The organism is Nonlabens sp. MB-3u-79 (assembly GCF_002831625.1).
GTDB lineage: Bacteria > Bacteroidota > Bacteroidia > Flavobacteriales > Flavobacteriaceae > Nonlabens.
Genome location: NZ_CP025116.1, coordinates 1,760,832 through 1,775,242 on the forward strand (window position 1 = coordinate 1,760,832; position 14,411 = coordinate 1,775,242).

General features: G+C 36.8%; 13 protein-coding genes, 1 other RNA gene and 1 pseudogene. 2 read left to right on the plus strand and 13 right to left on the minus strand.

The window, feature by feature from the left end; genetic code table 11:
• Nucleotide 1: 1 nt before the first annotated feature.
• The 6 genes and pseudogenes from CW736_RS07825 to CW736_RS07850 all read right to left on the minus strand — a co-directional run bounded on the left by CW736_RS07825 (nt 2) and on the right by CW736_RS07850 (nt 4,711).
• The gene (locus CW736_RS07825) at nt 2–826 is read right to left on the minus strand and encodes a hypothetical protein (protein WP_101013432.1); all 825 of its coding nucleotides are present in this window, start codon (nt 824–826) and stop codon (nt 2–4) included.
• A gap of 25 nt (nt 827–851) precedes the next feature.
• Nucleotides 852–1,940 carry a PIN domain-containing protein gene (locus tag CW736_RS07830; protein ID WP_157810908.1) on the minus strand — a complete coding sequence of 363 codons (1,089 nt, stop codon included), beginning with the start codon at nt 1,938–1,940 and terminating at the stop codon, nt 852–854.
• Nucleotides 1,941–2,103: 163 nt separating this feature from the next.
• The gene (locus CW736_RS07835; protein WP_101013434.1) at nt 2,104–2,655 is read right to left on the minus strand and encodes a hypothetical protein; all 552 of its coding nucleotides are present in this window, start codon (nt 2,653–2,655) and stop codon (nt 2,104–2,106) included.
• A gap of 354 nt (nt 2,656–3,009) precedes the next feature.
• Nucleotides 3,010–3,408, minus strand: a transfer-messenger RNA (tmRNA) gene (gene ssrA / locus CW736_RS07840).
• A 119-nt stretch (nt 3,409–3,527) separates the two neighbouring features.
• A pseudogene (locus CW736_RS14365) lies at nt 3,528–3,671 on the minus strand (T9SS type B sorting domain-containing protein); the annotation flags it as partial.
• Between the two features lie 140 nt (nt 3,672–3,811).
• Complete coding sequence (locus tag CW736_RS07850; protein WP_101013436.1) at nt 3,812–4,711, minus strand: YitT family protein; 900 nt, start codon at nt 4,709–4,711, stop codon at nt 3,812–3,814.
• 121 nt (nt 4,712–4,832) lie between these two features.
• On the opposite strand from CW736_RS07850, the gene CW736_RS07855 reads away from it, so the two are divergent.
• Both CW736_RS07855 and CW736_RS07860 read left to right on the plus strand, forming a co-directional pair.
• The gene (locus CW736_RS07855; protein ID WP_101013437.1) at nt 4,833–6,065 is read left to right on the plus strand and encodes an NAD(P)-dependent oxidoreductase; all 1,233 of its coding nucleotides are present in this window, start codon (nt 4,833–4,835) and stop codon (nt 6,063–6,065) included.
• A 34-nt stretch (nt 6,066–6,099) separates the two neighbouring features.
• On the plus strand, nt 6,100–9,777 hold the full coding sequence (locus tag CW736_RS07860; protein ID WP_101013438.1) for a lectin-like domain-containing protein: 3,678 nt from the start codon (nt 6,100–6,102) through the stop codon (nt 9,775–9,777).
• A gap of 86 nt (nt 9,778–9,863) precedes the next feature.
• Here CW736_RS07860 and CW736_RS07865 read toward each other — a convergent pair whose 3' ends face one another.
• The 7 genes from CW736_RS07865 to CW736_RS07895 all read right to left on the minus strand — a co-directional run bounded on the left by CW736_RS07865 (nt 9,864) and on the right by CW736_RS07895 (nt 14,280).
• Nucleotides 9,864–10,256 (minus strand): DUF2809 domain-containing protein, encoded by a 393-nt coding sequence (locus tag CW736_RS07865; protein ID WP_101013439.1) that lies wholly within the window; start codon nt 10,254–10,256, stop codon nt 9,864–9,866.
• Nucleotides 10,234–10,902, minus strand: coding sequence for a DUF1361 domain-containing protein (locus CW736_RS07870; RefSeq protein ID WP_232735314.1), 669 nt, complete (start codon nt 10,900–10,902; stop codon nt 10,234–10,236). Before CW736_RS07870 ends, CW736_RS07865 begins: the two co-directional genes overlap by 23 nt.
• A gap of 10 nt (nt 10,903–10,912) precedes the next feature.
• A complete protein-coding gene (locus CW736_RS07875; protein ID WP_101013440.1) occupies nt 10,913–11,221 on the minus strand; it encodes a hypothetical protein in 309 nt (102 codons plus the stop codon).
• A complete protein-coding gene (locus CW736_RS07880) occupies nt 11,202–12,611 on the minus strand; it encodes a DUF4173 domain-containing protein (protein WP_101013441.1) in 1,410 nt (469 codons plus the stop codon). The genes CW736_RS07875 and CW736_RS07880 overlap by 20 nt, the downstream gene beginning before the upstream one ends.
• 4 nt (nt 12,612–12,615) lie before the next feature.
• Nucleotides 12,616–13,023 (minus strand): hypothetical protein, encoded by a 408-nt coding sequence (locus CW736_RS07885; RefSeq protein ID WP_232735315.1) that lies wholly within the window; start codon nt 13,021–13,023, stop codon nt 12,616–12,618.
• Nucleotides 13,024–13,267: 244 nt separating this feature from the next.
• Complete coding sequence (locus tag CW736_RS07890) at nt 13,268–13,561, minus strand: winged helix-turn-helix domain-containing protein (RefSeq protein ID WP_101013443.1); 294 nt, start codon at nt 13,559–13,561, stop codon at nt 13,268–13,270.
• Between the two features lie 83 nt (nt 13,562–13,644).
• Nucleotides 13,645–14,280 (minus strand): hypothetical protein, encoded by a 636-nt coding sequence (locus tag CW736_RS07895; protein ID WP_101013444.1) that lies wholly within the window; start codon nt 14,278–14,280, stop codon nt 13,645–13,647.
• Between the last annotated feature and the right edge of the window lie 131 nt (nt 14,281–14,411).

A 14,411-nucleotide genomic window follows, 5' to 3' on the forward strand; every position in this document is an offset into this window, starting at 1 on the left:
TTTATCCTTTTACAGTTCTAATTTTTAACTCTTCCAATTTTATTAATGCGTCAACTACAATTTGAATTTTGTTCCCAATCAAACAAAAGTACTTTCCTTTCTTGAATTCCGTCATAATTCCGATTAGGCGATATTCAACTTTGTGTTTTCCATTTTCCATATATGTAAACATTAACCATAGTCCGCAACCACTAATTCCGTGAAATTTATCATTAATTTTAGATTTGTCTCCAGAATCCAAATCTTTACCTTTTCCCTCCATTTTTAATATGTAGAAGTGCTTTGGGTCAAAGTCATAATATTTATAGACTTTTTCTTTACTTGGTGAAGTAAGGTAAATCGTAGCTCCAGTTTCTAAAAGTCCGTTTTCTCTTTTCACGTTAACAGCAGGAAATCCGACAACCGCATAATGTGGAGCGTCAAGCATTTTATCGTGCTTTCTAAATTTTGAAATTGGGAGGAAAAAATATGGTTTTGATAGTGCAGGTAACATTTCTTCGTCGATTCGTATAATCGCAACATCTATTCCCTTACTTTTTTCGATTTCAGTCATCCAAATTTGACCAATTACATTGATAAATTTTTTATGGTCAACTTTTATAAATAGATTTTCTCCATCTTTTTCAAGATATTCAGCTACGTGAGATGCAGTAAGGATAAAATGCTTTTTCTTTGATTTAACAAAAACGCCAGAACCAAAAGGTTCTAATCCTTTTTTCCCTTTTTTAAAGAACTGGCACGTGTGTCGAACGATTTCTGTTCCACAAACCTCATTGATTTTTTGGTCAAAAATCCAAATATCTTCTTTGTCAGTTATCTCGTTCATTAATTATACATGTTGTTAGGTGTAGTTATTTCGTCTCTAATGAATTTATAACTATGTCGGTAATATTTTCATCATCAACAATAAAATTAAACGATATATTAAAATGAATTCGTCTAATTGTATTTAAAAATGTGTTTTCATCATTACTTTCAATATCATAAAATTTTGTGTCGAATAAATTCTTATTGTTTTTGTAAACAATTGTTGGAATAGTTAATCTTAAATCGACTTTTCGCAAATTGAAATATAGTTCCGCAAAAAAATCATTATCATTTATAATTGACCATTTCATTAAATCAGGGTCTTCAATCCCTTCAATAATTACTATCTCAAAGTCAATTAGATAATTGATATTAGTCAATTCTCCAACACTATTTTTCAATAATTGTTGAAACCAATTCGATGTTTGTGAATTGATGTGATATTCTAATTCCTGTTCTATTAGTTTTTCATTGGGGTAAATAAACTCCTCCATAATTTGGTGAGAGGAATATTTGTTTTGTTTCATATCAACCTCTTTGTCAATGAAGTCTCTAATTGAATTATAAATTCTAAAATTATTTTTTAATCCAAATTTTGACACATCTTCAAGTAAGTCTTGATGTAAGTTTTGATTTTTACCGTCAAAAAAATCTTTCGAGTTATTATTGATGAACAAAACATCTTCGTAAGGACAATTATTTTTTAAATATTCCAAGAAAGAAAGCCATATCAGAGTGTCTCTATATCCTTTGTCTTGATCCTGAAAAGGTTTTACTTTTTTTATGGCTCTTTCGACAATTTTGGTATTTTCTATAGAGTTGTAAGGAATGAATTTTACATTTTGTGTTTTTTCAGATATTATATCTCTAATAGAATATTTGTAATCCAATTTTTTAAAATCGAATGAAGGTTCAATTTTCAATAATGATTTTGAACGTTTGATACTGTCTTTAAATGACTTCTTTAAAGTTTCTAATTCTTTATTGAACTTATTTTCAATTTCATCGCATACTAAATCGGATACAATCAATTCAGAATTTGTGTTTTCAAGAAAATTTATCAAGTACTTAAAATTAGCGTTTTCAAAATGCCAATTGTTATAAAGTATATTAGTATCTATAAATACAACCATTGTTTTTTTAATTACACCTAACGGTTTTGTGTATGATTTCGTAGCATGTTTCAGCAACTAATTTAGCAAATACAAACCAAATAGAAAATCAGCGAGGATTTTCGTAAGTAAGCTTGCACTAGCAATGAATTATATATGGTGTTATGTGCCGTTTTTTAAATGATCAATCTTCAATAAGCATAACCCAAACAGAATGTTTTTCAACAATTTTAATTCGACCATCCTTTAGTAATAATTTCAAAGTGCCTAATCTATTATGACCTTCAATTAATTGATATTTACCATTCATTTCAGAATTATCTGGTTTTTCATTGATGAATGAAGCTACATCAATTATTATTGGTGGTATTTCCCATGTTCCATTGTCTTCCCAAAATTTTCTGTGCCAAAGTGCAAATTTATTTATCGGATATTCATTGACCATTTTTTTGTTATCATCTATAATACTTAAATCGTTGAAAAATGAGGTTTTTACTTCAATCAAATCGAATTTAACTTTTGATAGGTCAATCCAAGAATAGTTTTTAATTGAGTTTTGATCATTATAAAGAGGGAATATCCATTGATGAATTACTTCTTTTGGAATATGAGAATAATTTAATTTTTCAATTCTTTCATAGTAACTGTCGTAAGTTTCTAAATTTTCGTTGACTTTAGGTTCTAAATCCTTCCATGATTTATGACTTAAGATTTGATTCTTTATGGGGGTGTTCATTATGGCATATAAATGGTTATATCAGCTCAAAATAACTTTTATACAGAAATAATACTAGGATAAACTCTTATTTAAGATGCGTTGAATATTTAGCTTCTACCGAATAGATGAGTTCTTTGTGGAGGTAGAATATAACAATACCGAAAATAAAATAGTGGGTTTACTATTTTTTAACGCAAGTTGCTTAGTGAATAGGAATATTACTATTTAAGGAATCAATAAATCAATACAAGATTATAATGGCTTTCATAAAAGTAAAATTTAATTAAAAACATCAAGATTTTCCGATAGTTGACTAAATGTTGACTTAAAAAAACCCCAACAAATTGAATAACAATAAGTTGAGGTGTTTAAAAGTGGAGTCGGAGAGAATCGAACTCTCGTCCAAACGAGCGGTTTAACGGCCTTCTACATGTTTAGTTTCCATTTGATTTCAGTCGTTACACCGGTCAGAAACTACCAAAGCAACGCTTGTCTCCAATTGAGTTTCTCCTCAACATCAAAGCCCTGTTGAGAATAGATTTACTTTTACGAAATCTCAAAATCAGCCGCCGTAAATCAAGGCTTCTGAGAGATTTCCTGCTTGTCTACCTAGTAGACCGAGGCACTATCCTACTGTGATTCGGATTATGCAGCTAGGGCGTAGTTATTCTCGCCGTTTAAAAAAGTTGAAAAATGAGATTTAAGAGCTGTTTCCCAGCGCTCTACATGCTTACAATTAACTCGATCTCGCTGTCAAAACCAGTCGACCCCAGTTGTTTTTTTGATAAAATCAAAAAAAATCCAAATTCCAATTCACAATCATTGAAAAATGGATGACAAATATAACCATCTGCCATAGAAATTACCGTAAAAAATATGCCAAAAGAAATTTATCTCTTTAAAGTAATCGGCCCCTTATAGAATGTGCCACTAGGTTGCTCCACCATCAACCAATAATCAGAAGAGGGTGCCGCAATCCCATTGAAAGTGCCATCCCAACCTAGTCCCTGAGGAACCATAAAGTCCATCAGCTTTTTATAGCGATCCTAAAAGCTACTGCGCCGTCCGGTGTCTTTTTTGGAGTTGAAAAATGGCCAGTAGTCCTTAAAAGCATCAGTAGGTCAGTGAAACAGATTGCTCTGCTTAGTAGGGTGGTTCTTAGCTCCCTTGATGCTTATACCGAACTGGCTTTTGCAACATTAGCCTTAGGTAAAGATGCGGTGCTGCCTTTAGTAAGGTATCTTTTTAAAACGCCTCCACGCACTTTATGGACGTCAAATTCAATAATAAAAGCTTTTGGATCCAATTCCTCCACCAGTTTTAATGTCTTATTGATATCGATGCGATTGACCACCGTTTGAATAATACGTACTTTTTCACTCTTGCCACTACTTCCATAACCACTTGCGCCTTTGTAAATAGTCATTCCCACTCCTAATTGTTGTGCAATACCTTCTTCAATAACTTCAGATTTATGAGAGACTATAGTAAGACCTATAAAATTTTCCAGTCCCTGAATAAATAAATCAATCACTTTGGCAGTAACTATATAAGCAAGAATAGAATACATCGCTACTTCCATAGACATGACATAAGCCGTAATAGCAAATAGCACGACGTTAAAAATCAGTATGGTTTTGCCAATACTAATACCGTATTTATTAAAAATAAATAAGCCTAACAATTCAGAGCCGTCTAATACAGCGCCGTTGCGTATACTGATTCCTATTCCAGCCCCTAAAAACACCCCACCAAAAATGGCGATCAGCAACTTATCCTCTGTAATCGTGCTGAAGGTTTCTAGATTTATAGAGAGTGCGAGCAAAGCAATCGCAATCATTGACTTGATCACTATTCTTTTGGAAACAGTAAAAGCTCCTACTAGTATAAATGGAATGCTGATGAGAATCAGTAAGATAGAAATGTTCCAGCCGGTTTGCTGACTCAATAAAATCGCAATCCCTGTCACACCGCCATCTAGAAAATTATTAGGCAATAAGAAGGCTTTTAAACCTACACTGGCTAATAGAATTCCTATGGCTATTTGACCATACTCTTTGACATAAGTGCGCATATGAATTGTTTATAATCAAATGTAATAGTATTACTATTATTAAATAATCGTTTAACTATTGATTAACTAAAGGTTTATTCTCCAGCTCTATTTCCTTATATTGCTGCTTTAAATAGTAGCTATGAAATTTGCCATTATCAAAGAAAGGAAGAATCCGCCAGATAGAAGAGTGGTGTTTACTCCAGAGCAGTTGAGCCGTTTAGGTCTCGCTTTCGCGAAAGCGGAATTCATAGTGGAATCCTCACCCATCAGAATATTTCCAGACAGCCAGTACCAATCTCACGCAATAGAGGTAAAGGATGACGTGAGCGATGCTGATGTGATGATAGGGGTAAAAGAAGTGCCCGTAGAAGCTTTGATTCCCAATAAAAAATACTTTTTCTTTTCCCATACCATTAAAAAGCAACCCTATAACAGCCAATTGCTCAAAGCAGTTTTAGATAAAAAAATTGAGCTTTACGATCACGAAACCATCGTAAAAAAGAGCGGTAGCCGATTGATAGGTTTTGGAAGATATGCCGGTATAGTAGGAGCTTATAACGGTTTTCGAGCACTTGGTATGCGAGACGGTTTGTTTGAGTTACCTAAAGTAGAAGACCTGCCCGATTACGCGGCTCTAAAAGCAGCGTTGAAACTCATAAGATCAAAATTACCAGCTATTCATATTGTAATGACCGGTAATGGTAAAGTTGCTGGCGGTATAAGAGAAGTGCTGGAAAAGCTCGAAATAAAAGAACTGAAACCTAAGGAATACCTGCAGTTAGGTCATTTTCAAAATAAACAGACCACCTTTACCGTGCTGGATGTACATCATTATTACACTCGCAAGGATGGTTACCGACCTACTAAAACAGAGTGCTACAACAATCCAGAATTGCTAGTGAGTGACTTTTCAAAATACGCCAAAATAACGGACATGTTAATTACAGGTCATTTTTATGGCAATGAAGCTCCTTATCTTTTTACTCGAGAAGATGCCAAGCAATCTGACTTTAAAATAAGCCTAGTCGCAGACGTGAGTTGTGATATTGATGGTCCTATTGCTTCCACCATAAGACCTAGTACTATAGCAGATCCTGTTTATGGTTATGACGCTCAAGGCGAAAAAGAGGTCCCTTTCAAAACCCCTGGATCCATTACGGTGATGGCGGTAGATAATTTGCCCTGTGAATTGCCCAAGGATGCTAGTGAAGGATTTGGCGAAATGTTTGAAAAACACGTGATCCCTGCTTTCTTTAATGGAGATAAAAATGGAGTTTTAGAACGCGCTCAAATGACCACTAGCGATGGAAAGCTAACAGAACGATTTACCTACCTTCATGATTATGTGTACGGTGAGCAAACTTCCTTTTAAATGATAACAACTATTACAAAATTAAAATACTCCTATGAAGAGAACAAACGGTAAAATAAATGCACTGCTTGTTGCAACTCTTTTTTTGTTGTTGTTTGCTTTGCCTGTTGCTGCCCAATTTAATCCTAGTTTAATAGGTAATGCTGCAGCTCAAGGAAATGACTGTTATCAAATCACACCTAATTTAAACGGTCAATCTGGTGCCATCTGGTCTCCAGACAGGATCAATATGCTAGGTGATTTCATTATAGAATTTAGAATTTATCTCGGTACAAATGACGTAAATGGAGCTGATGGACTCACCTTTGTATTGAAAAACAACCCAACTCCTATAATTGGTGCTTTAGGTGGTGGAATGGGGTATGAAGGCATTCCCAATTCTTTTGCAGTAGAATTTGACACCTGGCAAAATGGACAATTAGGAGACCCTACTTTTGATCATATTGCCATGGTTTCAGCTGGACAAAACAATCACAATCTCGCTCAAAATCTAGCAGGACCTATTGTAGCGTCTACCACTTCCAATAATGTAGAAGATGGACAAGAACATGATGTGCGTATAGAATGGAATGCTACCGCACAAACCATGAGCGTTTACTTTGATTGTAGCTTACGACTTTCTTACACAGGGGACTTAATTAGTCAGGTTTTTGGGGGTAGTGTCTTTACTTATTTTGGTTTTACTGGTTCCACAGGTGGTGCTGCAAATTTACAGCGGGTGTGCTTTGATTACATATCTTTTGCAAATGATATAGGCAGCCTTAATGATACCGCTATTTGCGTTGGAGATACAGTTTCTAATGTTGACGTGACCATTAATGGGGGTGCTAGCTACTTATGGACACCTGCAACTGGAGTGAGTGATCCTACTATTGCCAACCCTACTTTTACACCTACCTCAACCACTACTTATTCGGTAGATATTATTAATGGTTGTGGGAATATCATACAAGATGATTTTACAATAAGCGTAGGTACCCAACCTATGGCAAACACCATAGCAGATCTAGCAGTTTGTGATGATGCCTCTAACGATGGGTTCATTATTTATGACCTATCTCAACTAGATGCAAGTGTTTTAGGAACTCAGGACCCAGCATTATATGCGGTGTCTTATCACACGTCACAAGCAGATGCTGACACTCAAATGAATCCGCTGCCAGCTAACTTTACAAATACAGCTATTTGTACACGTATTTATGCGCGTTTGGAATCTGTAATCAATACGACCTGTTATGATACTACAAATTTTGAATTATGTGTAAGCATACAACCAGTAGCTAATCCAGTAGCCACCTACAGGTTATGTGATGATGCATCTAACGACAATTCTGAAGTCTTTGATCTGGTTTCTAGAAATCCAGAAATTCTGCTCACTCAAAATCCAGCAGATTTCAATATAGAATACTTTAGCGCTCAAGCAGATGCCGATTTAGGATCTGTAGGCGGGGCGACTCCTGTGAGCAACCTGTATAGTAGTGGTGGTCAAATCATATATGTGCGTATAGAAAACAATACTAATACCGACTGTTTTGATACCACCTCATTTGATATTATTGTAGATGATATCCCACTAGCAACAGCCCCTGCAGATGTAATTATTTGTGATGATGTTAGTAATGACGGGACCGAAGATATTGCGCTGTCCCAATTTGATGCTAGTATTTTAAATGGACAAACGACTCCTGCTTTTGTAGTGTCCTATCATCTAAATCAAGCAGATGCTGATGCTGACGCTCCCGGACTTATGAGTCCATTTACCATTACCACCGGTACAACAACCATTGTTGCAAGAATAGATAATACAGCTAATCCAACTTGTTTTGATACCACACCTATCAATATCATTCTCAACGAGCAAGCAATAGCTAATAACGTTGCCGAATACCGTATTTGTGATGATGCCAGTAACGACGGGCTAGAAGATTTTGACCTGAGTACTCAAGATAGTCAAGTTTTAGGAACTCAAAACGCAGCTAACTTTAGCATAGAATACTTTACCTCTCAAGCAGATGCTGATTTAGGATCTGTAGGTGGAGCAACGCCATTGCCTACTAGTTACAATAGCGGTTCTACAACAGTTTTTGTAAGAATACAAACCAATGCCAATACCAGCTGTTACGACACTGCTGTATTCGATCTGTTTGTAGATCCATTACCACTTGCAGGAACTCCAGTAGATATTATTGTGTGTGATGATCCGTCTAACGATGGAACAGAAGACGTGAACTTATCTCAGTTTGATAGCGCCATCCTCAATGGACAGACCAATCCTAGTTTTAATGTGACCTATCACGCCTCTCAAGCAGATGCTGATGCTAATGCAAATCCATTGTCCAGCCCTTATGCAGTGAGCAGTACCACACCTAGTTTATTTGCCAGAATCGATAACGCTGATAATGATAGCTGTTACACGACCTCTACTTTTAGATTTGTGATCAGTCCTACTCCAACGGCAAATCCAGTTGTGGATATGATTACTTGTGATGATCCTGGAAATGACGGTTCTGAGGTATTTGATTTAAGCATGGCCAATAGCCAAGTATTAAATGGACAAAACTCCAGTGATTTCAATATCAGCTTTCACCCATCACAAAATGATGCCGACATGAATACTGGTGCGTTAGCTACTTCTTATGCTAGTAACACGACGACTCCAGAAACTATCTTTGTAAGAATAGAAGCGATCTCAAATCCGGTTTGTTTTGATACGACCAGTTTTACCTTAACCGTAAGTGAACAGCCTACGGCAGGAACTGGAACTGACGTGGTAGGTTGTGATGACATCAGCAACGATGGTTTTGAAGAATTTGATTTCAGCACACAAGATGCTGCGATCTATAACGGTCAAAACACTACAGACTTCAATGTGACTTATCACAGCAGTCTAACAGATGCTAACAATGATATCAATGCCTTGAGTTTTCCTTATACCAATACTTCTAGATCACAAACGATCTACGCAAGAATAGAGAATGCTGCTAATCAAGATTGTTATGACCTATCTACTTTTAGAATAGAAGTATTTGCACGACCTCTTATTGCTGACCAAGGACCTTATACTATTTGTGCAGGCGTTGCTGAAACTATTGACGCAGGTCCAGGATTCTCTAGCTACCTGTGGTCTACTGGAGAAACGACACAGACTATTGATGTTGCCTCTGGTGGCGATTATACGGTAACGGTAACCAACAGCGATGGTTGTGATAGTATGGCAACAGTAACTGTTGTAGCCTCTGATGTAGCCATAATTGAACGCATCGATGTAGGACAGTTTGAAGTAAACACCAACACACTGACAGCAATTGTCACTGGAAGTGGTGATTACGAATTCTCATTAGATGACTTTGTGTATCAAGACAGTCAGCGATTTAATAATCTGTATCCAGGATTCTATACGATTTATGTACGAGATAAAAACGGTTGTGGAACTGTATCTATGGATGTTGTCATCATAGGTGGACCTCCTTATTTTACTCCTAATCAAGATGGGTATCACGATACGTGGCAAGTCATTGCAATAGAAACCATTCCTGATGCGAGTATTTATATTTATGACCGTCACGGTAAATTATTGAAACAAGTAAGCGCTACGGGTCAAGGATGGGATGGAACTTATAACGGAGCTCCTATGCCATCCAGTGATTACTGGTACTTAGTAGAATTAGCTGACGGGCGTAGTTTTAAAGGCCACTTTGCTTTAAAGCGATAATCCAACTGATTCCTTAACTAATAAAAGCGAGTTATTTTTCAATAACTCGCTTTTGTATTTGAACACATCTGATTTGATCCTATTCCTTATTTCTTGAGAGCTAAGAGGTGTTCCACCACCAAAACACATAAAATTCCCAGGGTGTACATCAACATATCCCACCAAGAAAAGCTGGTGCCCATAACCACTCTTGCCCATTTATATTGATCCAGACTTAATAGGCTTATCAATTGTACATACTGAGCGGTCTCTATGGCGTAAGCAAAAACCAACGCACCCACAGCTGCCGCAACCACTTTTAAATAACTTATAGACATCAATACGGCATATACGAGTATGACCACTAAAAAGTCTCCTAAATAAGGGCGTACAAAGGCATCGTGAACATAGCGCTCTATAAGCACTTCAAGAACAAACAGGAATAGGGCAGTTAAGAGGTATAGGCTTCTTTGCTTTCTATTTATGGAAAATGCGCTCATTGTAATTTTTAAAAAGTGTGTAGGTCACTATAAGAAATAGACTCATACTACCTATCATCAACCAAGCCTCTGCATGTGAAAAAGCATGTATAAATAGGTCTGCCATGTCTAAAAACAGTTGTTGTGGGTGTTGTATCATATCCCAAGTATTCCATCGCAGCACACGACCCAGGTAAACCCCATAACCGCAAAGAAACAAAATGCTGTATTCAAAAATACGTACCCATTTCTTATGAGGTAACCATCCTTTTTCACTTAAAAGAACACTCATGTCTCTCAAGCTTAGAAAACCTAGAAATAGTCCTGTAGCGCTAAAACTGAGGATGAGCAAGGATTCATAAACCAGCCAGTTACTTGCAGCATGCCTGATGTGAATCAAATCGGTCAGTATATAAGGTGCGTTAGGTAGGAAGGCCAGCCAGATCAGGAATGTGGCGATGAGGTTGGTGTTGGTGACGCTTTCGCGAAAGCGCAATCGTACCAACATCACATATGGAATAAAAGCCAGAAACAAGTTCCAAACTAAAAAGAGCATGGAATAATGATGCGTAATTTTCATTCGAAATCCCAGGAGTACGATACTCAACAAAGTGAGCGCAGTAACTTGCTTAAATTCAGAAAATCTTTGAATAACAATTAATTTCATAAGATATGGTTTATAAAAATTGAAGAGCAACATAGCAATAAAACATAGCTATAGGGATATTCAGTAAGAGTACATAGGTAGTGAATAGGGCTTCCTTAAACGGGACATCACCTAATAAAAAGTTGGCCATCACTATCAGGAATAGGACTACATTTATAAAAAATGCAAGGACCAAAATCCCAATGCCTAAACCTATAAAGTACTCCTCACCGGTGACTAGATAAAGTAAAAAATCTAATGTCCCAACAGCAAAGGATAAACCTGCTATCTTTACGGAGATGCTATTTTGCTTTTGTAGCCTATTGAGAACTATCTTCATGATCCAGTTGTAGTTGATGAGCGATCCAATTAAATTCTTGCCAGTTGCGGTTGGTATAAGCAGCTTCATTATACCGGTCGCTTAGGTACTTTTCCCCACTTTTTTGCTGACTGTAAAGCTCATATAAGTCCTGCTCTTTTAGAACTAATGCATTTTGAGGAAGGAGGCGTTCTAGGTAAGGCTGGTCTATTTTATTTGCTTTGATATTGTGATCGGTAATGATTGCCGACCAATTGATCAGCGCGTAAATAACAATGCTAGCGTAGCCTATCGCCATATTGCGTCTTAATAAATACACAAAATTGAGTCGGTGAGTGACTTTAAGATAGGTGGTACAGAGTCCGATAAGGGTGAGAAAAAGATAGATCATCACACCTATGCGTTTATGAGTTAGTCCATGATCCTGTATATAGATATAGTTTTTTATACAGATACTAACAACGAGTAAGGCATTGAGTCCTATCCATATATAGGTGAGCGTGCGCAACTTCTGATTGTTTTTTAAAAAATTGACATCTCCGCGAAATATAAAAGCAATCACTCCCAAAGCAAGAACAATACTTACTATAGAGGCATTCACTCCTTGATGCACCGCATCAGATAAACTGCTGGCTTCTAAATTGGTGATACCGCTTAAGAATAAGATTTCTGTAATCAGGACTATACAGAGTAAGCTATTCAAACACAGAAGAGAGATAAAACCTATTTGCGACTCATTAGCGACACTTTTTAAGGCTGCGTCGTTAAGTGTTTGGGGAACCAACTGATTAGGGTAATTTTGATCCCTTGCAGTGAGCTCTTTTATAGGTTGCGGGTCATGAATATTTGCTATAATAAAGGCTCCTAGAACAGCGGTAAAGATCCAAAATACATCTATAAACGAGAAGTCTATAGCTGTTAAGACTTCATGGAAAACAGGATTAGAGCTGCTGTATAGAACACTAAATACCACTACTAAAACTAAGGGGATACCGATCAACTTTAGAACTTGACCTGTAGCTATCTTTTTTTTAGGTTCCCCTATTTTGGGTGGCTCCAGTTGATAAAAAAAGGAATGAAATACTCCAAAAACAGCATTGTAACATCCGTTGAGCCAACTCACGTAAATACTGCTTTGAAAGCTAGCCACGTAACCTATATATAGTAAAGTGCTTAAAAAATAGGCGGTCATGCTCCATGTAGAACCGTGGATGCTGATTGCTAAGGCACTGGAAAGCATGGCTGTACCACTGAGGATAATGCTGCTTTTTAACAACATTTTTTTGCGAGAAATAGCTAATGCGCCTATTAAAAAGATGCTGTAAATCAAGGCATTAATTCCTAAACTTTGAGTGTAGAATAAGGTGGCAAATACGAGTCCGCCGGCGGTGATGAGGATGGTTTTTTTCATTTTGTTATGAATTTATAGTGACAAGGGTTGATTTAAAAAGAGAGATAGGAGAGGAGAGGTATTGTTTAAAATCTAATTGATGAATAGATTCAGAGGCGCTACCATTTAAATAAGCATCAGTAAATACCAAGTGCTGATCTATATATAATACGGCACCTACCAGCATGGCGAGTAAGACAAAAGGACTGCGTTTGCCATTTCCCCACAACCAGTATTGCATGGCTATTTCTTGGGCGGTGTCTATTTGGAAATCCGTAAGCACGTGAAAGATGTCGTGATCTTCACAACGCGGCTGAGGTTCTAGTTGGTGCTGTAATAGAAAACAACCCAAGTGAAAGCCCAAGCTTTCTTCTGGATAGGACAGCAGTTCCTTAGTGTGTACCTGCCAGGAAGGACCTGTTTTGAATTTCATATACAGGTTGCTTGCAATCTCAAAAGAGTGACAAACAAATAGCTCTCGTATCAACCTTAAAGTACTTTGTATTTCAAAGTAAAAAGATAAAAAAAAGGTTTTCATAATGGGATAGGTGTTATGTAGCATGTGATTTTTTCATTTGGTGTTTGTTGCATCCTTATAAGTTTTGGATGGGAGCACTTTTTTAAAGTGCTCCTTTTTAAGTTTCGTTATTTTAAATACTTGAACTTCAGGTTGCTTCTTAGCTACCGCTTATTAATTTCTCCAGTGCGTCTATGTGTTTTTTGAATTCGAGTTTACCGATCTCTGTTGCGATGTATTTGGTATTGGGTTTGCGTCCTATAAAGCTTTTTTCTACTCTGATATAGTCTTCTTTTTCCAGTGCTTTTGCATGACTGGCTAGATTTCCATCGGTTACGTCTAGTAATTCTTTGAGTTCTTTAAAGTCGGCATGATCGTTCACTACGAGCACGGACATAATGCCCAGCCGTATGCGGTGATCAAATGCTTTATTTAATTTGTTGATTAAACTCATGAGTAGTTCGTCGTTTTGTTTCTTTGTTGCTATCTGTCCCTACAGCATAGAGACAGAGGGTGTTTTGGCAATGCGATTCCTCGCTACCTGTCGTATTTATAATACATCACCGCTCCATAAATAATATGACACAGCCCAAAACCAGCAGCCCAAAAATACAGTCCGTAACCTATATACTGCGTATTGATCAAGCCTAAAATCGCACAGCTTATTCCTAGATATTTTACAGTTCCCAAGGTGTATTGAGCGGCGTTCATACAGGCCAGTCCATAAAAAACCAACATGGCTGGTGCGACCAGTCCTATCAAATGGTATTGTAATAAAGCCAAGGTAAATAAAGCTCCTATGTTTAATGGTACCATAAAATTAATAACCAATCTAATAGATTGTTTGGTCCAGATTTTTTGTTGGTGCTTTTTTGCTTTTGCCTTGGTTAGAAAAAAAGCGGTAAAAACTGCCAAAAATAATACGACTGTAGCCACCACAAGTATTTGTATTGACGGATTTTGAGCCCATGGAGTAGTCGTCAGGCGATCCAATGTCTCGGTATAGTCATTTCTATAGGCATTTTGAATGATAAAATATCCCATCACACTACCTATTAGCGCATAAATCCCAGCCATGACACCGCTCATTCCTGATAGTGATATAAACCTGGTCGACTTATTCATAAGCGACTTGATCTCTTTAATGTCTTCTAGATATTTATCTGTGGTCATAATTAAAGTACTTTGAAATACAAAGTAAAACTATTTTTGGATAAGCTGCAATAGTTTTTAAAATTATTTTTTTGAGGGGTCTTGATGTTTATTCCGCTTTCGCGAAAGCGTGCATAGCTTCCTAACCTATC